At 58.2% G+C, this 23,630-nt stretch carries 24 protein-coding genes and 1 tRNA gene; 14 read left to right on the top strand and 11 right to left on the bottom strand.

The annotated features are described in order from the left end of the window. Nucleotides 1-54 precede the first annotated feature (54 nt). Nucleotides 55-1,935, bottom strand: coding sequence for a glycosyltransferase family 2 protein (locus tag ACR0LL_RS02585; protein WP_480583673.1), 1,881 nt, complete (start codon nucleotides 1,933-1,935; stop codon nucleotides 55-57). Between the two features lie 189 nt (nucleotides 1,936-2,124). After that, a tRNA-Leu gene (locus tag ACR0LL_RS02580) sits at nucleotides 2,125-2,211 on the bottom strand. Between the two features lie 141 nt (nucleotides 2,212-2,352). On the opposite strand from ACR0LL_RS02580, the gene ACR0LL_RS02575 reads away from it, so the two are divergent. Both ACR0LL_RS02575 and lipB read left to right on the top strand, forming a co-directional pair. Beyond that, nucleotides 2,353-3,012 carry a DsbA family oxidoreductase gene (locus ACR0LL_RS02575; protein WP_480583670.1) on the top strand — a complete coding sequence of 220 codons (660 nt, stop codon included), beginning with the start codon at nucleotides 2,353-2,355 and terminating at the stop codon, nucleotides 3,010-3,012. A gap of 41 nt (nucleotides 3,013-3,053) precedes the next feature. After that, complete coding sequence (lipB, locus tag ACR0LL_RS02570) at nucleotides 3,054-3,710, top strand: lipoyl(octanoyl) transferase LipB (RefSeq protein ID WP_480583668.1); 657 nt, start codon at nucleotides 3,054-3,056, stop codon at nucleotides 3,708-3,710. 503 nt (nucleotides 3,711-4,213) lie between these two features. Here the strand turns inward: lipB and ACR0LL_RS02565 are convergent. Both ACR0LL_RS02565 and ACR0LL_RS02560 read right to left on the bottom strand, forming a co-directional pair. After that, entirely contained in the window at nucleotides 4,214-4,636 is a 423-nt protein-coding gene (locus ACR0LL_RS02565; protein ID WP_480583665.1) for an HIT family protein, read from the bottom strand. A gap of 356 nt (nucleotides 4,637-4,992) precedes the next feature. Further along, entirely contained in the window at nucleotides 4,993-6,006 is a 1,014-nt protein-coding gene (locus tag ACR0LL_RS02560) for an AraC family transcriptional regulator (protein ID WP_480583662.1), read from the bottom strand. Nucleotides 6,007-6,127: 121 nt separating this feature from the next. Here ACR0LL_RS02560 and ACR0LL_RS02555 point away from each other — a divergent pair, with 121 nt between their 5' ends. From ACR0LL_RS02555 to ACR0LL_RS02535, 5 genes are all read left to right on the top strand, one after another. Next, nucleotides 6,128-7,048: a SphA family protein gene (locus ACR0LL_RS02555; RefSeq protein WP_480583659.1), complete on the top strand. Its 921-nt coding sequence runs from the start codon at nucleotides 6,128-6,130 to the stop codon at nucleotides 7,046-7,048. Nucleotides 7,049-7,099: 51 nt separating this feature from the next. Further along, nucleotides 7,100-8,539 carry an arylsulfatase gene (locus tag ACR0LL_RS02550; protein ID WP_480583656.1) on the top strand — a complete coding sequence of 480 codons (1,440 nt, stop codon included), beginning with the start codon at nucleotides 7,100-7,102 and terminating at the stop codon, nucleotides 8,537-8,539. Between the two features lie 401 nt (nucleotides 8,540-8,940). Further along, nucleotides 8,941-10,599 (top strand): cytochrome c oxidase subunit I, encoded by a 1,659-nt coding sequence (gene ctaD / locus ACR0LL_RS02545; RefSeq protein ID WP_267366169.1) that lies wholly within the window; start codon nucleotides 8,941-8,943, stop codon nucleotides 10,597-10,599. 122 nt (nucleotides 10,600-10,721) lie between these two features. Then, nucleotides 10,722-11,321: a DsbA family protein gene (locus ACR0LL_RS02540; RefSeq protein WP_480493417.1), complete on the top strand. Its 600-nt coding sequence runs from the start codon at nucleotides 10,722-10,724 to the stop codon at nucleotides 11,319-11,321. A 44-nt stretch (nucleotides 11,322-11,365) separates the two neighbouring features. Next, nucleotides 11,366-11,857, top strand: coding sequence for a DUF2244 domain-containing protein (locus tag ACR0LL_RS02535; protein ID WP_480485972.1), 492 nt, complete (start codon nucleotides 11,366-11,368; stop codon nucleotides 11,855-11,857). A gap of 21 nt (nucleotides 11,858-11,878) precedes the next feature. Here the strand turns inward: ACR0LL_RS02535 and ACR0LL_RS02530 are convergent, their stop codons facing one another. Beyond that, nucleotides 11,879-12,364 (bottom strand): GatB/YqeY domain-containing protein, encoded by a 486-nt coding sequence (locus tag ACR0LL_RS02530; RefSeq protein ID WP_267366166.1) that lies wholly within the window; start codon nucleotides 12,362-12,364, stop codon nucleotides 11,879-11,881. A 183-nt stretch (nucleotides 12,365-12,547) separates the two neighbouring features. On the opposite strand from ACR0LL_RS02530, the gene carA reads away from it, so the two are divergent. Both carA and ACR0LL_RS02520 read left to right on the top strand, forming a co-directional pair. Beyond that, nucleotides 12,548-13,714 carry a glutamine-hydrolyzing carbamoyl-phosphate synthase small subunit gene (carA, locus tag ACR0LL_RS02525; RefSeq protein WP_267366165.1) on the top strand — a complete coding sequence of 389 codons (1,167 nt, stop codon included), beginning with the start codon at nucleotides 12,548-12,550 and terminating at the stop codon, nucleotides 13,712-13,714. A gap of 81 nt (nucleotides 13,715-13,795) precedes the next feature. After that, nucleotides 13,796-15,673, top strand: coding sequence for a glycosyltransferase (locus ACR0LL_RS02520; protein WP_480583652.1), 1,878 nt, complete (start codon nucleotides 13,796-13,798; stop codon nucleotides 15,671-15,673). Nucleotides 15,674-15,676: 3 nt separating this feature from the next. Here ACR0LL_RS02520 and ACR0LL_RS02515 read toward each other — a convergent pair whose 3' ends face one another. Further along, nucleotides 15,677-16,324 (bottom strand): GntR family transcriptional regulator, encoded by a 648-nt coding sequence (locus ACR0LL_RS02515; protein ID WP_267363400.1) that lies wholly within the window; start codon nucleotides 16,322-16,324, stop codon nucleotides 15,677-15,679. Nucleotides 16,325-16,424: 100 nt separating this feature from the next. Here ACR0LL_RS02515 and ACR0LL_RS02510 point away from each other — a divergent pair, with 100 nt between their 5' ends. The 3 genes from ACR0LL_RS02510 (at nucleotide 16,425) to ACR0LL_RS02500 (ending at nucleotide 18,675) form a co-directional block, all read left to right on the top strand. Then, on the top strand, nucleotides 16,425-17,069 hold the full coding sequence (locus ACR0LL_RS02510; protein WP_480583649.1) for a pyrimidine 5'-nucleotidase: 645 nt from the start codon (nucleotides 16,425-16,427) through the stop codon (nucleotides 17,067-17,069). Nucleotides 17,070-17,155: 86 nt separating this feature from the next. Continuing rightward, nucleotides 17,156-17,404 (top strand): hypothetical protein, encoded by a 249-nt coding sequence (locus ACR0LL_RS02505; RefSeq protein ID WP_480583646.1) that lies wholly within the window; start codon nucleotides 17,156-17,158, stop codon nucleotides 17,402-17,404. Nucleotides 17,405-17,478: 74 nt separating this feature from the next. Further along, nucleotides 17,479-18,675, top strand: coding sequence for a UbiH/UbiF family hydroxylase (locus ACR0LL_RS02500; protein WP_480583643.1), 1,197 nt, complete (start codon nucleotides 17,479-17,481; stop codon nucleotides 18,673-18,675). A 12-nt stretch (nucleotides 18,676-18,687) separates the two neighbouring features. On the opposite strand, the gene ACR0LL_RS02495 is transcribed toward ACR0LL_RS02500, so the two are convergent. After that, nucleotides 18,688-19,815 carry an aminotransferase class V-fold PLP-dependent enzyme gene (locus ACR0LL_RS02495; protein WP_480585243.1) on the bottom strand — a complete coding sequence of 376 codons (1,128 nt, stop codon included), beginning with the start codon at nucleotides 19,813-19,815 and terminating at the stop codon, nucleotides 18,688-18,690. A 317-nt stretch (nucleotides 19,816-20,132) separates the two neighbouring features. On the opposite strand from ACR0LL_RS02495, the gene ACR0LL_RS02490 reads away from it, so the two are divergent. After that, nucleotides 20,133-20,747: a GntR family transcriptional regulator gene (locus tag ACR0LL_RS02490; RefSeq protein ID WP_480583640.1), complete on the top strand. Its 615-nt coding sequence runs from the start codon at nucleotides 20,133-20,135 to the stop codon at nucleotides 20,745-20,747. A gap of 6 nt (nucleotides 20,748-20,753) precedes the next feature. On the opposite strand, the gene ACR0LL_RS02485 is transcribed toward ACR0LL_RS02490, so the two are convergent. Further along, nucleotides 20,754-21,212, bottom strand: a complete 459-nt coding sequence (locus ACR0LL_RS02485; RefSeq protein WP_209504239.1) for an Lrp/AsnC family transcriptional regulator — start codon at nucleotides 21,210-21,212, stop codon at nucleotides 20,754-20,756. Further along, a complete protein-coding gene (locus ACR0LL_RS02480; protein WP_480583637.1) occupies nucleotides 21,209-21,664 on the bottom strand; it encodes an Lrp/AsnC family transcriptional regulator in 456 nt (151 codons plus the stop codon). The genes ACR0LL_RS02485 and ACR0LL_RS02480 overlap by 4 nt, the downstream gene beginning before the upstream one ends. A gap of 131 nt (nucleotides 21,665-21,795) precedes the next feature. Between ACR0LL_RS02480 and ilvC the strand changes: the two genes are divergently transcribed. Beyond that, the gene (gene ilvC / locus ACR0LL_RS02475) at nucleotides 21,796-22,818 is read left to right on the top strand and encodes a ketol-acid reductoisomerase (RefSeq protein WP_267363386.1); all 1,023 of its coding nucleotides are present in this window, start codon (nucleotides 21,796-21,798) and stop codon (nucleotides 22,816-22,818) included. A gap of 46 nt (nucleotides 22,819-22,864) precedes the next feature. On the opposite strand, the gene ACR0LL_RS02470 is transcribed toward ilvC, so the two are convergent. Beyond that, nucleotides 22,865-23,320, bottom strand: coding sequence for an SRPBCC domain-containing protein (locus ACR0LL_RS02470; protein WP_480583634.1), 456 nt, complete (start codon nucleotides 23,318-23,320; stop codon nucleotides 22,865-22,867). Beyond that, nucleotides 23,317-23,628 carry an ArsR/SmtB family transcription factor gene (locus ACR0LL_RS02465; RefSeq protein WP_480583631.1) on the bottom strand — a complete coding sequence of 104 codons (312 nt, stop codon included), beginning with the start codon at nucleotides 23,626-23,628 and terminating at the stop codon, nucleotides 23,317-23,319. The genes ACR0LL_RS02470 and ACR0LL_RS02465 overlap by 4 nt, the downstream gene beginning before the upstream one ends. Between the last annotated feature and the right edge of the window lie 2 nt (nucleotides 23,629-23,630).

Raw genomic sequence — 23,630 nt, 5'->3', positions numbered from 1 at the left:
CCCGTTTTGTTTATTGGGCAATGGCTAACATGTCGTTGCTTCAAGAACCAGAAGCTATGTGTCGTATTTGGAAAGTGGTGGCAACTTGTCGATACCAAGCCACGGAGGCTCGAGGCTTGTAATCCGATAGTCACTCGCTTTGCTCGCGAGAAAACGGTTAATAGCCGAAGACATGCCGGAATAAGACCCTTTGCCCCGCCTGTAGGATGTAAAGGCGATACTTCCGCCCGGAGCCAGAACCCTGTCGATCCGGTTCAACAATTGTAACATGACACGCTCGGCGCGAACGCCGCGTATGATTACGACGCCCACACTTTGATCCTGAAACAACTTCAGCATCAAAGGCGGCAGCGCTCGGTAGACCCTCAGCCGCCCCGCAATGATCGGTTCGCGGAAGTACTCCAGCAATGCATAGAACGTGCGATCCAGGGCCTGTAGATTACCATCTTGCGTTGTATCCTTGCAGGCGAACGTATCCCACGACAGCCCCCATGGCCCGATGATCGTCAATTGCGCGACTGCATCCAAGGCGAGTATTTCTTCTACGATTTCGGTTTCAACATGCCCGATCAAAACCCAGTTCTTCTTGCCACTAATTGACCGCAAGAACCGCTGTCGCTGCTCTTTCGTTCTTTCAACCTCCGGAGACACTTGCGGCAGGAAAGATGGGTCCTTCGGATCGAACGGCAAGTCCACCTGTTTTGCATCAGTGATTAATGCATGCTGCGCCGCCGCTTCTTCGTACTCCATGGCCGTTCCCAGAGAATCCAGCCGGGTAAACCAGGGGTAGTTATTGGGTCGTGAGTTTTCAGGTTTGGACATCTTGCCCAAACGCGTCCATTTCGCAACTTGCGCGAAAGAAACTTCAGGGTCTTTGTAGGTCTCCGCATCAAAGGAAAGATCGCCTTCTTCCATCACGCCCAGATCCAGCGCCTTTATATATCGCCCCCCGGCAAAATTCTTGTACCGAGTTATGAATCCCTGCGCGGCCTCTGTTTCACGTATCCCCGAGATACGGCGCATGTGATAAGCAGCAGCTTTTTCGTGCAAGTCTCCCAGAACACCATCCGCACGTAGTTCATCATACGATTTTACAAGGCGGTCCAATTTGGAAAGGATCGATAATTCTTCAACTTTGTTGAAGCAATGCATGTGCCAATAGGCTTGTCCCGTTGCCTCCATCTTGGGATGAAACGCAGTTGTGTTTACATCCCCCCGCAACCGCTTCATCAGATAACTCTCAATGGACCGGACGGCATAGTGGTTCATCCTGAAAAACTGCTGCCCAAAGGCCGCGCCAGTAGTGGAATGGGACCAACCGTTTCGTCGCATTGCAGGTGGCAAGGGATCTCCGTCACCATCAATCCATGCAAAGCTTTCGGCCTTGCCAACGACTGGGCCACGCGGACGATGTGTGTTGATTGCCCGATAAGACCCATTGTTTCTGACAAGCGATTTGAAGGCACGCACATTCTGCGGCGTGACCACCCCCAACTCTGATGCATATGTGAATTGTTCGATTACAAACTTGTCTTCAAACTCGACAATCCCATTGTGCCCGAACATCTGCCATATCGCGGCAAAGCCATCTGCATGTGGAAAGGTGCGAAACAGATCGTCCAACGTCCCGTCCCCAACACGGATGTCTAAGAACTCATCCACATCACAAACCAGAATCCACTCGGCTTCAGCGTACCAGGGATGTTCCATAGCGTTCGCATAGGCCGACGCCTGCGGCCCATGCTTCCAGGGACCGGGGTTATCGATATGCGCCAGAAAACCCAGCTCCTCGCATCTTTTCAGGATCGCGTCGGTGCCGTCAGAACAGTCATTCGAGTTAACGATGAAATGTGTGAACCCGATCGAAAGGTAATAGGCGATCCATTCAAGGATGAACGGCCCCTCGTCTTTCATCGTTGATATGACAAGTCTCATCGCACCTACCCGCAATTACGGCCCGCAAATTCAGGACGAAGGGAAAAATCGCATCATTGCAGAGGTATGGCGCGCTTCCCGACACCTGGCTTAGTTACGGGCCACGGATTTGCAATGCAAGAGAACAGACTAGAACGGCAAAGTCAGCTTCGCGAAAGCTGATCGCGCTTCACAGGATGCGAAAAGATTTGGTGCGGTCGAGAAGACTCGAACTTCCACGGGAGTTACCCCACAGCGACCTCAACGCTGCGCGTCTACCAATTCCGCCACGACCGCACTGCCAGTGACTTGGTAGAGCGGCGTATAGACGTTGGCGCGCGCGATGTGAAGAGGCAAAAACACGCTGGTTTAAAAACCTTCGCGGCAGCCTTATCTAAGCCGGTAAACAACACAGTTTCGATCTGACAGGAGCCGCAGATGACTTCGCCCGACACCCGCCCCATCATCCAAATCGATATCGTGTCAGACGTCGTGTGCCCGTGGTGCATAGTCGGGTTTCGCCAGCTTGATGCGGCTTTGAAACAGCAGGGCATCCAGGCCCAACTTCGCTGGCACCCGTTCGAATTGAACCCGAACATGCCGCCTGAAGGGCAGAACCTGCGGGAACACATCACTGAGAAATATGGCTCGACCCCTGAACAGAGCCAGCAGGCACGCGACAGGCTAACGGCGATCGGGGCGGAACTGGGGTTCACCTTCAACTTTGATGAAGACAGCCGGATCGTGAATACATTCAAGGCGCATCAGTTGCTGGATTGGGCCGAAGGTCAGGGCCTGCAACATCAATTGAAACTTGCGCTTTTCGACGCGTATTTCACCCGCCAACAGGATGTTTCCGACATTGAGGTTCTGTTGCAGGCTGTTACTTCTGCCGGGCTGAACCCTGATTCCACACGGCAGGTGCTTGAGACCGGGGAGCATATCGCTTTAGTGCGAGAGAAACAGCAGTTCTGGACCAGCCGGGGGATCTCTGGTGTGCCGTCCATGGTATTTGGCGGAAAATACCTGCTGACGGGCGCACAAGGGGTCGATACCTATTCTCGGGTGCTGCAACAGTGTTTGGCCGAAGCGGCCTGACCCCTCTTCCCCTACCCGCTTTGGGCGGATATGAGGCTGCCATGGAATGGAAAATCACCGATGGTCTGACCAGTTATGACGACGCCACCGCCTTTATGGAGGCGCGCGTCGCCGGGATTGCGCGCGGTGACGCGGCGGAGTGCATCTGGTTGCTGGAACACCCACCACTTTATACGGCAGGCACGTCGGCAAAGATCGAAGACCTGACCGATCCTGACCGCTTTCCGGTTTATGCAAGCAAACGCGGCGGCGAGTACACCTATCACGGGCCCGGTCAGCGTGTGGCCTATGTCATGCTGGACCTAAACAAGCGCGGGCGCGACGTGCGCCAATTTGTGAAGCAGCTGGAAATCTGGGTGATATCAGCACTGGCCGAATTCAACGTGCACGGCGAAATACGCGACGGGCGCGTTGGTGTCTGGGTGCGGCGCGACGACAAACCGCTGACGGTGACCGGCAAACCGGCAGAGGACAAGATCGCGGCAATTGGCTTGCGTTTGCGAAAATGGGTCAGTTTTCATGGCATTTCGGTCAATGTCGAACCGGACCTAGAGCATTTTTCGGGCATTGTTCCCTGCGGAATCAGCGAATACGGCGTGACCTCGTTGGTGGATTTGGGTCTTCCGGTCACCATGGATGATCTTGATGCGGCCTTGAAGAAAACCTTTGAGGAGGTTTTTGGCGCTTCGGAAACCTGATTCTGTCTGGTGTTCAGCAGTCGTCGAATCAGATTCTGTCGCTCCCTGATACAACAATATGGATGGGCGGAAGGCTCTGTTTCCGAAACTCGTCGCAATTTACCAAGAACGATCCAGTTTTACGGTATTCTTTAGGCAAATTTTAATTCTCTAGGATACACCTGAGTTGTTAACGAGTAATATGAAACTGCCAATCAAGAGTGAGTGGTATGTTAAACCGGTGATCAAGGGCTCGCCCTCGAAATCCGAGAAGTGTTTGGTTACGAGTCTGCCGTTCCGACCCCAAATCGGAACGGCAATTCATTTCCCCCTTCCCGCTTAATCTTATGGCCAATTCGCGTTGCAAGGGAGCAGGCGATTTCTGCGTTATCCGGCTATTGAGTCACTTGCTCGGTCCCAAGGAGGGGTTTCGGGTTTTCTTGTCTCCGATCACGGCGATATGCGCGGGCGGGTGTGGGTAATTGTCCGGATTATCACCTCACAAACAGACCGTAAGATATTGACTACAAAGCTATTTGTATCTTCTCCGCATGTTCGGCAATCAGGTCGAAATCACCCATTTTACCAGGTGGGCGCATCGACACGCCGTCATGACGCGGCAGGACGTGAAAGTGGAGATGGAAAACCTCCTGCCCGCCTGCGGTTTCGTTGAATTGCTGAATGGTTACACCGTCCGCGTCGAAGGCTTTCATCACTGCACGAGCCATCTTTTGAACGGTGTTCATGACCGCCGTCAGTTGGTCGGGCGTGGCATCCAGCACATTGCGGCAGGGCGTTTTGGGGATCACCAGCAAATGCCCATCGGCACGAGGCATGATGTCCATAAAGGCCAGTGTGTCGGCGTCTTCGTAAACTTTTGACGAAGGTATCTCACCGCGCAGAATTTTGGCGAAGATGTTGTCGGGATCATAAACCATGGTTGCCATCCGTTCCTTGAGGGGCTTTTGACCGAGTTGTGGTCCACCCGCCCCGCCGGGTCAAGCCGGGGGATTGAGCCCTGAAATGTGCAAATTGTACCGGGTTTTCAGTGGGAGTTGTACGTTTTGTACACTTGGATTTGGCATGAGATCACATCATCAGAGACAGATGCGGCACGTTCCCCACAGGTGATGCCTGCCTACGCAGCAGAGTACAGATTTCGCAACTCTTAATCGGACGTAAACTGGTTAAGTTTTTGAATACTTCATCAAGCTCAAGTCGAAGGTGCACTGTGCGGACAAAGCAGGCCTTTGCGGACATCCTGGCAGGCGGCGGGTTTCAACGCGATGCGGTCACTTCACCGCTATCGAGACTTTGAGGCGCGATACTCCATCGGGCTGGTTTCATACGCATTCCTGAACGCGCGCGCGAAATGCCCAGCCGTAGAGTAGCCAAGCTGCAACCCGATTTCTGAAACGGTCAGCGGGCTGGACGCCAGGAGTTCCCTGGCCCTGCTCATTTTCACCCGTCCGACCAGCATTCGAAACTCGGCACCCTCTCTGTCCAGATGCCGCTGAAGGGTTCTTCGGCTGATGGACATCGATTTCGCCACGTCGTCAATAACGACCCCGTCAACACCAATTCGTTGGCGGATGAGGTGTTCGACAATCTGAATGAGACCAGTGGGCGGCCCACCGCGGCAAGCCCGTGTCACATCTTCAATCGTTGTCCAAGACCGCTGGTTGGCGGGGTTTCCCGTTTCAATGTCGCGATTGGCAATTTCCATGGCGACACAGTTACGGTCCGTCCTAACCTGCAGGTCCAGAACGGCTTCGATGCGGCGGGCCGAACCGTTTTCACCCAGGTCGAGATCGATGGAAAGCGGGAGCCAGGACTTGCCCAGAAAGTGACGCGGAATACTAAACATCGGCCCGAGGGCAGCCAGCGCGATTTGCCGGTATCCGTGCCCAGTGCGTTCTGCAAACATGTATTCCAGCCGGCATGAGACGGCTCCCTCGCGAAAAACGAGGGTGTCCCGATCCGCATGCAGGTGAATAGCATCGGATGCCCGTCGCAAGGCGTGACGCAATGTCCGGGCGCCCAGAACATAGTCGCCCCACACTCCATACTCCCTTATCGAGAGATGCGGAAACAGGCTCAGGCCGAACAGATCGTCACCTGCTTGCTGTGCTGCGCGGGCCAAAAGCCTCTCAATCGATGCCTCGGTGACGTAGTTTCCTTGGCGATCGGAAACATCCATCGGCAACCCGGCCGATGAGAGACATCTTTCCAGACTGCGTTCACCGAGCGACGAACGGATCAGGTCCGGAATGCTGCCGAGGGCTTCAACGGCGGTCAGAGCTGGTGACGACGACATGTAGCAATCCTAAGACTCATCCGGATAGTGGCGCGAAATGGTGCAACGATCAACACGCGCGCCGCTACTGTTGCCGCATTGCCCGGATGGCCTGCCGCTTCAGAGTTGGAGGAGAGAAAAAATGCCTTTGCCCCGATTGTCAGCGTTGCCGTTGGTCCTGCTGATGGTGCTTGCCCAAACGCCGGTCCAAGCCGGTGAAGGCGCGTTCTCAAACTACTTTCCCGGTGCTTACGGAAGCCTTCTTCCGGGCTTCGCCCCGGAACCCGGGCCCGTTTTTTCCAATGTGAACCTGCTCTACCGCAGCGAAGCCAGCCGGGCCGTCAGCGAAGGGAAGATACAAACAGCGATAGAAAGCAAAGCTTTCTACTCCCTCCTGCAGGGCTTGTATGTGTGGGATGCGCCTTCGATTGGCGGCCGGTTCGCCGTGGGCGGGTACATACCCATTGGATACGCCTCCTACCAGTCTTCGATCGCTGCGCTTGCCCGGTCTCAGAGCGACACTGCGCTGGGTGACATCGGGATTATTCCCGCCTCGTTCTTCTGGTCGTCGGGAAACCTTCACACCAACCTGTACTCTTTGATCGTGGCGCCGACTGGCAGATACAGCACGACCAGCGCGGTAAATATCGGCCGCAATCACTGGAGCCTTGATCTGGTCGCCGCATTGACTTGGTTCGATCCGAACGCCGGCACCGAGTTTTCGGTCGTTCCAGGTTTAATGTTTAACACGGAAAACCCCGATACGAATTACCGCACCGGGACAGAATTCCACATGGACTTCATGTTCAATCAATTCGTTTCCGAGGATCTGGCCATCGGCCTGCACGGATACGCCTACAAGCAATTGACCGGGGACTCCGGCGTTGGGGCGCTGTTAGGGGATTTCAAGGGCGAAGCTGTCGGGATCGGACCGGCCATATCTTGGATTCCGAAGTCGGCGGGAGGGGCCGTCGCATTGTCCGCCACGTGGGTTCATGACGTTCATGCGAAAAACCGCCTGTCCGGCGACTATGGATCTTTGTCTTTCAGCATTCAGTTTTGAACTGCTCTGTCCCTGAGGTGGCAGATCAATGTAACCGTTAGAGGAGCACAAATGAGGAACATCATATATTCTGCGCTGGCGACATTTGGATTGCTAACAGGGGCAGGACCCGCACTCTCAGAAGTCAAACCGAACATAATTCTGATAAATCTCGACAATTTTGGATGGGGCGACCCCGGTTTCAACGGGGGCGGCATCATCCGCGGCGCTGCGACCCCGGCAATGGACACGCTCGCGGCAGAAGGCATGCGCCTGACAAACTTCAACGTCGAGGCGCAGTGCACACCATCTCGCGCAGCGCTCATGACAGGGCGCTACGGAATCAGGTCCGGCAACCACACGATCCCCGGTGGCGGCGGCGTATACGGCTTGACCCAGTGGGAAGTTACGATAGCAGAAATGCTGAAGGAGGTTGGCTACAGCACGGCGATGTACGGCAAGTGGCATCTGGGATGGAGCGATGGTCGCTTTCCGAAAGATCAGGGATTTGACGAGTTCTACGGTGTCGAAAGCACCGACCAGACAATGTGGACATCGTCACCTCGCTGGCAGGCATTGGATCTCGAGCCTCCCCATGTCATGGAAGGAATTGCTGGCGAAGACGCTTCGGTCGCGCGCGTCTACGATCTTAAGTACCGTGCACTGATAGACGCCGACCTTACCGACAAAGCAATTGACTTTATCGATCGCAAAGCAGGTGAAGAGAGCCCGTTCTTCATCTATCTGGCGATGACAAACATGCACACACCCTCAATCGCCCACCCCGATTTTGATGGGGCAACCGGAATGGGTCTTTTCGCGGACCTTCTGAAACAAACCGACACGTATGTTGGGCGCGTGTTGGAAGCCATAGACAGCAAAGGTATTCGCGAGAACACCATCGTGATTTTTACCGCAGACAATGGACCAGAAACAGCGGCAAAGGGTGGCAATGACATTGCTCCGCAGGCCCACGCACAGGGCAGCTCAGGTCCGTGGCGTGGAACGTTGTTTACACCTTTTGAAGGCAGCTTGCGCGTGCCGTTTGCTATCCGCTGGCCTGGCCGCATCTCCGCGGGCAGTGCCAGCAATGAAATTGTTCATCAGATGGACCTCTACCCAACTCTGGCGGCAATTGTTGGTGGCAAAGTTCCAGAAGACCGGGCCTTCGACGGCATTGATCAGTCCGCCTTTTTCCTTGGCGAACAGGAAAACTCGAACCGCGAAAGCGTGATCGTTTACATGGGCGCGCAAATTTACGGTGTGAAGTGGCTCAATTGGAAGCTGGTCTCGAGGGAAAACGAAAGTACCTGGCAGAACACAGTAAACTACTCAACGCCGCGGGTATACGATCTAATCAATGATCCGGGCGAATTGAAAGACGTACTTCTGCCAAATACGTGGGTCGCTGAACAAGCCGCTCCACTCGTTGACCAGCATCTGGCCACGTTTGAAAAATACCCTGCAATTCCCCCAGGTACCCCTGATCCTTACACGCCGCCGGATCAATAACCGAAAAGATTGAAATCTGGACGGCCGCTTCAGCTTTGATTGCGGCCGCTTGCTGCGGCTGATTGAAGTGTCCGCATCGGGCTCAACACCCCCCTTTCCTGTCCTTGATCCTGCGGGGTGGGCTAGAGGCAAAGGTTCACGCCTGCCGGGTCAGCTTTGAGAGCCGGACCCATTGCGGGCGACCTGAACACAGGCGCTAGGCCCGCTGTATCACCAGCCCCCCCGAACGCTCAGATCCCGGCTTCTCGAACACCCGTTTTCAAGGGGGGTGCGGCCATTTATCTTGATCCAGATCAAACTCGGCCATTGAAGGTCGCCCCTACGCATTCTAAAACCAGCAGGAATCCCGCGCGTTGGAGAGGTCCGGCTGCGCGGTGTAGTTGCAACAGGAGGCACCTATAATGGCAGACGCAGCCATTCATGGTCACGACCATGAAGACCAGCGCAGCTTTTTCCAGCGCTGGTTCATGTCGACCAACCACAAGGACATCGGGATTCTGTACCTGATCGTTTCGGCTCTGGCCGGTCTGATCTCGGTTCTGATGACCGTTTACATGCGGCTTGAACTGATGCACCCCGGTGTTCAGTACATGTGCCTGGAAGGCTTCATGGCCGACCCGTGTACGCCCAACGGGCATCTGTGGAACGTGATGATCACCTATCACGGTGTTCTGATGATGTTCTTTGTTGTCATCCCTGCCCTGTTCGGCGGATTTGGCAACTATTTCATGCCGTTGCAGATCGGCGCGCCGGATATGGCGTTCCCGCGGATGAACAACCTGTCCTTCTGGCTTTATGTTGCCGGTACCTCGCTGGGTGTGGCCTCGCTGCTGAGCCCGGGTGGTAACGATCAGATGGGTTCGGGCGTGGGCTGGGTTCTGTACCCGCCGCTGTCCACGACCGAGGGCGGCATGTCCATGGACCTTGCGATCTTTGCCGTGCACGTATCGGGCGCCTCCTCGATCCTCGGCGCGATCAACATGATCACCACCTTCCTGAACATGCGTGCCCCCGGCATGACCCTGTTCAAGGTGCCGCTGTTCAGCTGGTCGATTTTCGTCACCTCGTGGCTGATTCTGCTGTCGCTGCCGGTTCTGGCGGGCGCGATCACCATGTTGCTGATGGACCGCAACTTTGGCTTTACCTTCTTTGATCCGGCCGGTGGCGGTGACCCGATCCTGTATCAGCACATCCTGTGGTTCTTTGGCCACCCGGAAGTGTATATCGTGATCCTGCCCGGTTTCGGAATCATCAGCCATGTCATCGCGACCTTCTCGCGCAAGCCGATCTTTGGCTACCTGCCGATGGTCTGGGCGATTATCGCAATCGGTGTGCTGGGCTTTGTCGTGTGGGCGCACCACATGTACACCGTTGGCATGTCGCTGCGTCAGCAGGCCTATTTCATGCTGGCCACGATGGTTATCGCGGTTCCGACGGGTGTTAAGGTCTTCTCGTGGATCGCGACCATGTGGGGCGGTTCCATCGAATTCAAGACACCGATGCTGTTTGCCTTTGGCTTCCTGTTCCTGTTCACCGTTGGCGGTGTGACCGGTGTGGTGCTGTCGCAGGCTGGCGTGGACCGTGCCTATCACGACACCTACTATGTGGTGGCACACTTCCACTATGTGATGAGCTTGGGTGCTGTCTTTGCGATCTTTGCGGGGATGTATTTCTACTTCGCAAAAATGACCGGTCGCCAGTATTCCGAGTTCTGGGGCAAGGTTCACTTCTGGATGTTCTTCATCGGCGCCAACCTGACCTTCTTCCCGCAGCACTTCCTGGGTCGTCAGGGCATGCCGCGCCGCTACATCGACTATCCCGAAGCGTTCGCGCAGTGGAACTATGTTTCGTCGATCGGTGCGTTCATCTCGTTCGCCTCGTTCCTGCTGTTCTTCGGCATCGTGATCTACGCCCTGCTGCGTGGCGCACGCGAGACACGGCCCAACTACTGGAACGAGTATGCCGATACGCTGGAATGGACCCTGCCCACCCCGCCGCCCGAGCACACGTTCGAGCAGCTGCCCAAGCAGGAAGACTGGGACAAGGGCCACGCGCACTGATCCCGATCTGAACCAAGAAAACCCCGCCCAGGTGGCGGGGTTTTTCTTTGCCCTCACCCCGCGTTCGCCAACTGCCCCGAAATCGGCTATGATGTGCGGACGGAACAGTCGGAGGGTCGGCAATGCCCGAGATCGACTTTTGGTATTCCATTGGCAGCACGTACAGCTTCCTGACCGTGATGCGTCTGGACGAATGGTGTGCCCAGCATGACGCCACGGTGAACTGGCGCCCGTTCAATGTGCGCACGGTGATGTCGGCCCAGCAGAACATCCCTTTTGCCGGAAAGCCTGTGAAATCGGCTTACATGTGGCGCGACATCGAACGCCGCTGTGCCAAGTACCACATCCACGCCAACCTGCCCGCACCCTATCCGATTTCCAATCTGGCATTGGCCAATCAGGTTGCGGTGCTTGGGATGAAGGATGGCTGGGGCGTGACGTTCACCCAAACGCTCTATCGCATCTGGTTCGAGGAAGGGGTGGAAGCCGGTCGCGAAAGTGCGCTGTCCGAGGCGCTTTTGCGGTGTCAGCAGGACCCTCGACTGACCCTGGCGCGCGCGCAAGGCGACGACATCGTCGCGGCCCTTGAGGCGGAAACCGAAACCGCCGTCAAACTGGGTGTTTTCGGCGCCCCCAGCTTTGTCGTCCGGCAGGAGGTGTTCTGGGGTGACGATCGTCTGGATGACGCCCTGTCCTGGTCCCGGGTCGGACACGTCGTCTGATCAAAACCCGTCGACACGAGGCGGCGCTGCGCTATGTTCGCGGTATGCCCTATACGTGGAATCAGACCTCGGAAACCGAACAGGAACTGCGGCTTTGGCCGCATAACTCGCTGCCGCCGCGAGGGGCGATGATCACGATCCTGTCGGTGTTCCTGTTTGGCCTGATCCCATTGCTGGCCACGCTTGGTTCCGTAATCCTGTGGGGGCTGCTGCCGTTTCTGCTGATCACTGTGCTGGGGCTTTGGCTGGCCATCAAGACCAACTACCGCGCCCGCAGTGTTTTCGAGGTTCTGACCCTGTCGGGCACACATGCGCGGCTGGTGCACCACACCCCCGGCAAAGAGCAGCACGAATGGTCTTGCAACCGCTATTGGGCGCGACCGACGATGCACGAGAAAGGTGGCCCGGTTCCGCATTATGTCACCCTTGTCGGAGACGGGCGCGAGGTCGAAATCGGGGCGTTTCTGTCCGAAGATGAGCGGATCACGCTTTATGACGAGCTGGTCCTAAGACTGCGCGAGCCAGTCGCGCAGTAGCAATTCACGGGGCCCAGTGCCTCAGCAGTCGCCGTTTGATGCTGCGCACAGGTGATCCTTGACCATCGGACCGACCTTGCCGAAATCCATCCGGCCGGTATAGCGCGTCTTCAACTCGCCCATCACCTTACCCATATCGCGGATCGAACCCGCGCCGGTTGCCGTAATGGCGGTTTGAATGGCTTTGCTGACCTCATCGTCGTCCAGCTGTTTGGGCAGAAATTCCTCGATCACCTCAACTTCGCGAATCTCGCGTTCGGCCAGATCCAGGCGACCGCCCTCTTCGTAAGCGCGGGCGCTTTCCTTGCGCTGCTTGGTCATTTTACCAAGGATTTCAAGAACCTCTGCGTCGCTGCATCCCTTTGCTTCTTCATTGTCGGACGCACGTGCCGCGATATCGCGGTCTTTGATGGCGGCGTTGATCAACCGCAGCGTCGACAGACGCTCGGCTGCTTTGTCTTTCATTGCTTGCTTCAGGGCGGCATTCACCCGTGATCGCATGTCCATTTGGTTTGTCCATCCCCATGACAACGGAACCCCGACCATATCGAAACAAAAAGCCTGACACAACCGGGGGTGAATACAGCTAAACCATTGAAAAACAACAATAGCCCAAAAATTGAACAGACTTGACCCAGACGCGCAACCCCCTTAGGTATGCGCCGATTTACCCTACAGGAGAGTCGCGCCATGGCCCCGAATGCCCCGTCCAAGCCCACCGCATGTCTGGCTTTGGCCGATGGAACCCTGTTTTACGGCGCAGGCTTCGGCGCGACCGGGCAAACTGTGGCCGAGCTGTGCTTTAACACGGCGATGACCGGATATCAGGAGATCATGACCGACCCGTCTTATGCCGGGCAGATCGTGACCTTCACCTTCCCTCATATCGGCAATGTCGGCGTGAACCCAGAAGATGACGAAACCGGTGATCCGGTCGCGGCGGGCATGGTCGTGAAATGGGATCCGACCGAGCCATCGAACTGGCGCTCGGCCGAGGAGCTCAAGGGCTGGCTGGCGCGTCGGGGGCGCATCGCCATCGGGGGTGTCGATACCCGCCGCCTGACCCGTGCCATCCGCCAGCAGGGCGCGCCGCATGTGGCGCTGGCCCATGATCCCGAAGGAAATTTCGACATCGAGGCGCTGGTCGCCGCGGCGCGTGGTTTTGCAGGGCTGGAAGGCATGGACCTGGCCAAGGATGTCACCTGCGCCCAAAGCTATCGCTGGGATGAGATGCGGTGGGCCTGGCCGGATGGGTACCAACGTCAGAAGGCCCCTGCCCACAAGGTCGTTGCCGTTGACTATGGCGCCAAGCGCAACATCCTGCGCTGCCTCGCATCCGCTGGGTGTGACGTTACCGTTCTGCCCGCGACTGCCACCGCAGCCGACGTGCTGGCACATCAGCCTGACGGTGTGTTCCTGTCGAACGGCCCCGGCGATCCGGCGGCAACGGGTGAATACGCCGTGCCGATGATCAAAGAGATTCTGGAGACGACAGACCTGCCTGTGTTCGGCATCTGCCTTGGACACCAGATGCTGGCGCTGGCGCTGGGTGGTCAGACGGTCAAGATGAACCATGGCCACCATGGCGCGAACCACCCGGTCAAGGATCTGGACACCGGCAAAGTCGAGATCACATCGATGAACCACGGTTTTGCTGTCGATGCGCAATCCCTGCCCGATGGCGTCGTGGAAACCCACCGGTCGCTGTTTGACGGCTCGAACTGCGGTATCCGCATGGCGGACCGGCCGGTTTACTCGGTGCAACACCACCCCGAGGCATCGCCCGGACCGCAGGACAGTTTCTATTTGTTTGAGCGCTTCGCCGAGGCCATGGAAAAGAAGAAAGAGCAAGCATAACTGCTTGTCTGTGCAGTGTTAACCGGGCGTTAACCCTGATCGAACAACCCTGAGTGCAGGTAACTGCGCCAGGGTTTTGTTATGGCTGAGCTTAATCTTCTGGATTTCACGTCCGCCGCACCGATCCCCGCGCCCGGGTATCGGAAGCCGCTGGGTACCTGCCTGCTGGAAACCGGGGCCATAACCCGATCCCAGCTGGACCATGCGCTGAGCCAGCAAACCAGACAGAACGCACCGCTGGGAGAGATACTGGTCGGCGAAGGCTATGCCACCCGGCAGGACGTGTTGCGCGCGCTTTCCGCACAATCCGGCTGGCAGATTGCGGATCTTGAACAGATCCCGCCGATGTCGGAACTGAGCGGGTTGATGCCGGTCGATTTCTGGCTGAAACACAATGTCATCCCCTGGATGCGGATTGGCCCCCTTGTTCTGGTGGCCACGGCCCGGCCCGACCGGTTCGCAACCGTGACCGCCGAAATGCGCGAATGCGAATATGCCGTGATCCCGGTGCTGGCGGCATCCGATCAGATCGACCGCACAATTGCGCGGCAATTCTCGGGATCTTTGGCCAGATCGGCGGAAACGCGGGTTGATCCCGCGCAAAGCTGCCGCAACTGGACCCTCAGGTCGCGCGTGGGGCCTTCGGTGGCCCTGTTGTGTGTGCTGGGGCTGTTTGCCGTATTCCCGTCCTTTGGCCTGCTGGCGATGCTGGGCATGGCTGTGGGAACTCTGGTGCTTTTTGCCGTCTTTCGGACGGCTGGCACGCTGGCTTATCTTTGGCATCGCCTGAGAACGCAGCCGGACCACACCGAAGCGGCCATCACATTGCGGCAGCCCTGCGTGTCGATCATGGTGCCATTGTACAAGGAGCGCGAGATTGCGAACGCTCTGGTGCACAGGCTGCAGCGGCTGACCTATCCCAAGGCGTTGCTGGATGTCATCCTTGTGCTTGAGGAAAAGGATGACGTGACGCGCAATGCCCTTGCACAGGTGAGCCTGCCCAGCTGGATGCGCATCGTCGAGGTGCCTGAGCTGAACGGGCTGACCACCAAGCCGCGCGCCATGAATTACGCGCTGGATTTCTGCCGGGGCGACTTCGTTGGCGTCTGGGACGCAGAGGACGCCCCACAACCGGATCAGATCGAGCGCGTGGTGGCGCATTTCACCCAGGCCGCGCCGGATGTGGTGTGCCTGCAAGGAGTTCTGGATTACTACAACCCGCGTACCAACTGGCGGTCACGCTGCTTTACCATCGAATACAACAGCTGGTTCCGCGTGATCCTGCCGGGGATCGCCCGCATGGGGCTGGTGGTGCCACTTGGGGGCACCACGTTCTTTTTCCGTCGCGACAAGCTGTTGGAACTTGGCGGTTGGGATGCCCATAACGTCACCGAGGATGCTGATCTGGGCGTAAGGCTGTGCCGGGCCGGCTACCGGACCGAAATGGTGGATACCGCAACATATGAAGAGGCGAATTTCCGGGCCTGGCCCTGGGTCAGACAGCGCTCGCGCTGGCTCAAGGGGTTCATGGTCACGTATCTGGTGCATATGCGCAGCCCGCAAAAGCTGTGGCGTGACCTTGGAGGTGCCAGATTTCTGGGCCTTCAGGCGTTCTTTCTGGGCACGTTGGGGCAATTTCTGCTGGCACCCGTTCTCTGGGTATTCTGGCTGTCAAGCCTGGGGCTGGCCAATCCGATGGGACCTATTCTGCCGCAATCCATCTCAACCGCGCTGATCGGGCTGTTTCTGGTGGCAGAGGGGCTGAGTATCGGCGTTGGCCTGATCGCCGTATCTGCGCGTGAGCGGCGGTTTCTTTTGCCTTGGGTTCCGACGATGTTTCTGTATTTCCCGCTGGGCGTGATTGCCGGTTACAAGGCGCTGTGGGAATTGGCGACCAACCCGTTTTTCTGGGACAAGACCCAGCACGGGCAGGCCAGCGAAGACGAGCCGCTGGCCTGATAATCACTTGTCGCGGCGGCTTGCGTCCTGTTTCAGGCGCGTCATGAACGCGATCGAGATATGGTCCTTGAGCGCCCGCCCCGCCGCCTCTTCATCGCGCGCGGCAATGGCTTCGACGATGCCTTTGTGTTCGCTCTGGGCAATCTCTCCGCGCCCCTGCACGGCCAGCGACGTGGTCGCCATCAAGGCCATTGTCCGGTGCACCAGATCAAGCTGTTGGACAAGGTAGCGGTTGTGAGAGGCCAGATGGATCTGTTCGTGAAAGCGCCGGTTGGCACGTGACAGCGCCATCGGATCGCCCACCAGCTTGTCATCTTCGAGAACCATGTCCTGAAGAACCCTGATCTCTTCTTCGGTGGCGTGTTTGGCAGCCAGCCGCGCGGCGAGCCCTTCCAGTTCGCGCCGCACGATATAAAGCTCGGCCATCTGGTTGTGGTCCAGCGACGCCACGATCAGTGACCGACCGTCCCGTTCCAGCAGAGACTGGGTTTCCAGGCGTTGCAACGCTTCGCGGATCGGGGTGCGCGACACCCCGAACCGTTCTGCCAGCTCGCTTTCCACCAGACGATCGCCGGGCTTGTAGACGCCGACATCAATGGCTTCGAGTATCAGGCTATAGGCATCCTTTGTGGGGGATCGGGTCTGGCTCATGGGGTATTCTGTCTCCTCGTTCGGACATGTCTATCCGTCTCTGGGGGCGTCAATCAAGTACGGCATTGAAAACACCCTGCCCACGCCCTAAACCCAAGCCATGGTCAAACCGTCCTTCAGTCATGTCACGCAATGGGTGTTCGATCTGGATAACACCCTCTATCCGCCGCATATGCAGCTGTTCGATCAGATCGAAGTTCTGATGACGGATTACGTGGTGCAAGCCATCGGCGTGGACCGGACCGAGGCCGACAGGCTGCGCGGGCAGTACTGGCGCCAATACGGCACTACGCTGGCCGGGTTGATGGCCGAACATGATCTGGACCCTGAGCCCTATCTGCACGCGGTGCATCAGGTGGACATGAGCCATATGGACCCGGATGCAGAGCTGGCCGATCACATTCGCGCCCTGCCCGGACGGCGCATCGTCTACACCAATGGCAGCGCGCCCTACGCCGAGCGGGTTTTGCAGGCGCGCGGGCTTTCGGGGCTGTTTGACGCAATTTATGGCGTCGAACATGCCGGGTATCGGCCAAAGCCCGAGAAAGCCGCCTTTGAAGCCATCTTTGCACAGGATGGCATTCAGGCTGACAAGGCCGCCATGTTCGAGGATGACCCGCGTAATCTGGCCGCCCCGCATGAGATGGGAATGCGCACGGTTCATGTCGCCCCGGACCCGCATGAGGCCGATCACATCCACCATCACACGGATGATCTGACCGCATTTCTGGCCCGCCTGCGGTAGCCTGTCACACTGCGACGATCCGTACGTTCTGCACCCGCATGCGCAGCCCTATATGCGCTGGAGCGACGAACAGAACGGAGAGCCCCATGAGTGCGATCGAGATGCCCGGACGCCTGCCGGTTTGGCAGCGCCTATTCTTTGCAATTCCGGTTTTCGGGTGGCTGGCCCGCGACGCCGCCAACGCCAAGGCGGAGGACCTGTATTATTCCGTCGGCGCGGTCCTCAGCATGTGGGGCTGTTCTGCCATGGTGTTTGGTCTTCCCGGCCTTTACATCCCTGCCCTGATGATGGTGCCGGTGATGTTCCTGGTCCTGATCCTGATCTCACGCGGCTGAGATACGGGACAGGATGTCACTTGGCGCAGGGAGTGGAACCGAACTAGGGTCTGCCTGAACTGATGAGAGGCGCCATGACTGACCGTTGTGACATCCTGATTTCCGGCGGTGGAATCGCCGGTCTGACCGCAGCGGCGGCGTTTGGAACCGCCGGGTTTGACGTGGTGTGCGTAGATCCCGCGCCACCGATCACCGAACGGGATGTGGACGGGTCCGACCTGCGCACCACCGCCTTTCTGCAACCTGCGCGCGGCCTGCTGGAGCAATGCGGCCTGTGGGCACGGCTGGATGCACATGCGGCCCCCTTGCAGATCATGCGTATTGTCGATGCCGGCGGGGACGTGCCCGAACCCCGCGTCATACGCGATTTCAACGCCGCTGACATTTCCGAGCAACCGTTTGGCTGGAACCTGCCCAACTGGCTGTTGCGCCGGGAGATGGTCGCGCGGCTGGCAGAACTGCCGAATGTCGATTTCCGCCCCGGCACCGGGACCGTCAGCCTGTTCACCCGCACTGCCGAAGCCCGCGTTGGCCTGAGCGACGGCAGCCGCATCCGCTGCAAGCTGGTGCTGGCCGCAGATGGGCGCAACTCTCCCATGCGCGAGGCCGCCGGTATCAATGTGCATACAACACGGTATGGCCAGAAAGCGCTGGCGTTTGCGGTAACGCATCCTATTCCTCACGAGAATGTCTCGACCGAGATACACAGGTCTGGCGGGCCGTTCACGCTGGTTCCGCTGCCCGATTGGCAGGGGCAGCCTTCGTCCGCCATTGTCTGGATGGAACGCGGGCCGAATGCCGTTGACCTGTTGACCCTTGATGCCGAAGCGTTTGAGGCTGCGATGACGGAACGGTCCTGTGGCCTGTTTGGCCCCCTGAAGCTGGCATCGCGCCGGACCATCTGGCCGATCATCAGCCAGTCCGCGGAACGGCTGGCGGGTGAGCGCATTGCCCTGATGGCCGAGGCCGCGCATGTGGTGCCACCGATCGGCGCGCAGGGGCTGAACATGTCATTGGGCGATCTGCGCTGTCTTCTGGATCTGGCGCAGTCCCGGCCCGAAGGTCTGAGCGACGCGCAGATGCTGGACGCCTATCACAAGGCGCGCCACACCGAGATCGAGATGCGGGTCAAAGGGATCGATTTGCTGAACCGCGCCTCGATGATCGAGGCGCGCCCGCTGCGGGATGCGCGCGCAATGGGGCTGAGCGCGCTGTATTCCCTGCCGCCTGTGCGCAAGACGCTGATGCAGATGGGCCTTGGCGTTCGCTAAGGCCCGGCCCGTTTACAGAACCTGATCCAGCACGCGTTTCAGGCGCGCGATGGTGGCGTCCACATCATAAAGCTTGTCCAATCCGAACAGGCCCAGACGGAAGGTGCTGAAGCCTTTGGGTTCGTCACATTGCAGCGGCACCCCGGCCGCGATCTGCATCCCCAGAGCGGCAAATTTCTTGCCGTTCTGGATTTCGGGGTCCGAGGTGTAGCTGACCACAACGCCGGGCGCGCCGAAACCGTCAGCCGCCACCGAGACAATGCCATACTCCTTCAACATCGCCCGCACGCCGTCGCCCAATGCCCATTGCGCCTTGCGCAGCTTTTCGAACCCGTATCCCCTGGTTTCTGCCATGGTATCGCGGAAGGCCAGCAGCGCATCGGTGGGCATCGTGGCGTGATAGGCGTGGCCACCGTTTTCATAGGCCTGCATGATCTGGCGCCACTTCTTCAGGTCGATGGCAAAACTGTCCGAGCTTGTCTGTTCCAGACGCGCCTCGCCCCGTTCGGACAGCATGACCAGACCGGCGCAAGGCGATGCGCTCCAGCCCTTTTGCGGGGCCGAGATCAGGACGTCGACGCCGGTGGCTTTCATATCCACCCAGGCACACCCGGATGCGATGCAATCCAGCACCATCAATGCACCCACCTCATGCGCCGCGCTGGCCAGGGCGGTCACATAATCATCCGGCAGGATGACACCCGCCGCCGTTTCAACATGCGGTGCGAACACAACGCCGGGTTTCTGTTCGCGAATCGTTGCGACGACCTCGTCAATCGGTGCGGGCGCAAAGGGGGACGGGCTGGCATTGCCGGTCTCGCGCGCCTTCATCACGGTGGTCGAGCTGGTCAGGGCGCCGCTTTCGATGATCTGGCTCCAGCGGTACGAAAACCACCCGTTCCGGACCACAAGAACATCCGCCCCGCGCGCGAATTGCCGGGCAACCGCCTCCATCGCATAGGTGCCGCCGCCCGGAATGACGGCCACCCCGTCTGCCTTGTACACCTCTTTCAGCATGGCCGAGATGTCGCGCATTACCCCCTGAAACTTTTGAGACATGTGGTTCAGCGAGCGATCGGTGAATACGACCGAGAATTCTTCGAGCCCGTTCGGGTCAACGTTCTTCAGCAAGGCAGGCATATGGCGTCCTTTCAATATCGTCAGTGCAGTCTTGGTCTCTTTACCTTGGCCAGTAAAGCCATTTCGCGACAAAAAGTGACGCGACGGAATGCGGGTAAAATCGACCCATTCGGTGCTGTATAACACTGGGAACACAAGAAAATGACGCCAACCAGTGTCACTTCCCCTTTACACTTCTGCTTGCTTCTGAACAGATGCGCACACTTTTTACTTGAAGGGATATTTTTCCTGTGACGATACAAAAGCGTATTAACTTCCAGTCCGTTCGAGATGAAGTAAAACGACGTATTGAAAGCCGCGTGTGGCCGCAGGGATCATTGCTGCCGACCGAAACGCAACTGGCCGAAGAATTCAATTGCGCCCGCGCGACGGTGAACCGTGCCCTCAGGGAACTGGCCGATCAGGGTTTCATCGAACGCAAGCGCAAAAGCGGGACGCGGGTCAAGAAAGAGCCCAGCAAACACGCCAAGCTGGAATTCTCACTGGCGCGGCAGATGGTCGAAAGCCAGAATGCCGCCTATCGCTATGCGCTGGTGGAACGGACTGTCGAGGCCTGCCCCCGCTGGCTGTCCTCTCAGCTTGATGTCCCCGCCGAGACGCGGGTTCTGCATGTCATCTGTATGCATTACGCGGACAACCGCCCGTTCCAGCTTGAAGAGCGCTGGATCAATATCGGAACCGTCCCCGATGTGGAAACCGCCGACCTGACCCAGCAAGGACCGCATGAGTGGCTGCTGAATGCCGCTCCGTTCAACGATGCCGAGGTCGCGTTCTGCGCGATTTCCGCTGACGCAAGGCTGGCGGAATTCATGGGCACCACGGCGGGCGCGTCGATGATCCAGATGGAGCGTACCACCTGGAAAGAAGACAAACCGATCACGTTTGCCCGCCTGACCCATCATCCCGGATATTACATCCGCACCAGATACTAAGGCAGGTCATCCAATCGGTCCGGGCAGCCGTTCCTCGCTCAGCAGGACGTTCGCTTCGACATCGCCAGCGCCGGGCAGCGTCATGATCCGGCGCCGCAACACGCGTTCGAAATCGGACAGGTCCCGCGCCACAACACGCAAGCGGTAGTCGTACAATCCCAGAACATGCTCGACGGTCTGCACTTCGGGGATGGCACTTACGGCGCGTTCGAAATCCTCAAGGCTGATCTGTCCCTTGCGCGCCAGCTTGACCCCCAGAAACACGGTCACACCGAATCCCAGCGCCTCGGCATTCAGACGCAGCCTTCGGCCCTTGATGATCCCGGCGTCCTCCAACCTGCGGATACGCCGCCAGGTGGCGGGCTGAGACAGGTTGAACCTCCGACCCAGGGCACCTGCGCTTTGGGTGGCGTCCTGTTGCAGCGCGCGCAGCAGACGGCGGTCAATCTCGTCCAGCTCGATCATACCGGTAACACCTCGTCCCGCTTGACCCGCGCGATATGCATCAGCGCTTCGATATCGGCTATATGCGGCAGGGTCAGGATCCGGTCCCGATAAAGCTGCTGATAGTGCTTCATATCCCGCGCAATTACCGACAGGCGGACATCCACCCGGCCCAGAAATGTCTGGATTTCGATCACCTCGGCCACGTTGCGGGCCTCTTCCATAAACTCGTCAAAGGCGCGGGCCTGTGTCTTGTCCAGGGTGATCCGAAGCGAGACTTCGATAGCATAGCCCATCGCGGTCCAGTCGATCACCGCCTCCTGCCCTTCGATGATCCCGGCTGCCTGCATCTTTTCCAGCCTGCGCCAACAGACACCTGCGCTGATCCGGCACAGATCGGCAAGTTCCGCGGTGGTCAGGCTGGGGTTCGCCTGAAAGTGACGCAAAATGCGCCGGTCGATATCGTCAAGCATGATTTTCTCAGTATTTTCCATTTTCAAGAATTATTCTTCATCTTTTTTACAAATACTCAAGCCCAACCCTATCGCCAATCCGACGCGCGGCAGGTAGAACCGCCCCAACCAAACCAGAAAGGACCGGCAAAATGCGCGTCTATTACGATCGCGATTGCGACATCAACCTGATCAAAGACAAGAAAGTGGCTATCCTGGGCTATGGCAGCCAGGGTCACGCCCACGCGCTGAACCTGCGCGACTCGGGTGCCAAGAACCTGGTCATCGCCCTGCGCGAAGGCTCGCCCTCGGCCAAGAAAGCCGAAGCGGAAGGTCTGGCAGTGATGGGCATCGCCGAAGCGGCTGCCTGGTGCGACGTCATCATGTTCACCATGCCCGACGAATTGCAGGCCGAGACCTACAAGAAATACGTCCATGACAACATCAAGCCCGGTGCCGCCATCGCGTTTGCCCACGGCCTGAACGTCCATTTCGGCCTGATCGAGCCAAAAGACGGCGTTGACGTCATCATGATGGCCCCCAAAGGCCCCGGTCACACCGTGCGTGGCGAATACACCAAAGGCGGCGGCGTGCCCTGCCTGGTCGCGGTTCACAACGATGCAACCGGCAAGGCGCTGGAAATCGGCCTGTCCTACTGCTCGGCCATCGGTGGCGGCCGCTCGGGCATCATCGAGACCAACTTCCGCGAAGAATGCGAAACCGACCTGTTCGGCGAACAGGCCGTTCTGTGCGGTGGTCTGGTCGAACTGATCCGGTGCGGCTTTGAAACTCTGGTCGAGGCCGGTTACGCACCCGAGATGGCCTATTTCGAGTGTCTGCACGAAGTGAAGCTGATCGTTGACCTGATCTATGAAGGCGGCATTGCCAACATGGATTACTCGATCTCGAACACGGCTGAGTATGGCCAGTATGTCACCGGCCCGCGCATCCTGAAATACGACGAGACCAAAGCCCGCATGAAAGCGGTTCTGGACGACATCCAGCAGGGCAAATTCGTCCGTGACTTCATGCTGGAAAACGCCGTTGGCCAGCCGACCATCAAAGCATCGCGCCGCGCCAATGACGAGCATATGATCGAAGAGACCGGCGCCAAGCTGCGCGGCATGATGCCGTGGATCTCGGCCGGCAAGATGGTCGACAAAGAAAAGAACTAAGTCTGACCGATGTCAGGCAAAGGGCGGCCCAGGCGGTCGCCCTTTTTCATTTTAAGACCGCTTTGGCAAAACATTCACCCAGAACGATATCCCATCCCGTATCGTAGCCGCCGTGCTTTTGGGGCGCTTCATCTGCCCAGACGTCCCAGCCGGAATGCGTCAAGGTGACTTTGGCCTGCCCCGAACCGCAATCCTCAAAACGCACATCGACGCGCGTAGGAGACCCGCTGTTGGTGCCCGGATGCCAGGTGAATGCCACGGATCGGCCGGGATCGATCGCCAGCACTTCGCCCCAGTCGGCACGGGTTCCGTCGAACATGACCTCATAGACCGCGCCACCGATCCGGGGTTCAATAACCACGTCCCTTGCCGGTTGTCCCTGCGATGCGGACACCGCGTGGCTGTCCAGCGGCCACCATGTACCGATGCGGTTGACGAAGATGTCGAAAGCACGCGCAGCTGAGGCACTTACGACAATTGTTTTGACAATCGGGTCTGTCATGGCCTCTCTCCCGCTCTGTTCACCTCATCTGCAAAGCTGTTCATCACGTCGGTCCAGTACCGGTCGAGCCATCTGCGCAGCTCTGCCAGCCCCTCGGGGCGCACCGCATAGATCCGGCGCGTCCCTTTCGCGTGGCATGTCACCAGTCCGGCATCCGATAGCACCTTGAGATGTTGAGAGACGGCCGGTCGGCTTACCGGCAGCTTTGACGCAAGCTCACCCACTGCCTGAGGCTGGCTGGCGACGGCTTCGAACACCTGCCTGCGGGTTGCATCGCCCAAAGCTGAAAATGTCAAATCGTAAGTCATTG

The organism is Ruegeria sp. AI2 (genome assembly GCF_056541275.1).
Note: the sequence above shows the minus strand (reverse complement) of the source record. Positions and strands in the feature narration are given on the sequence as shown.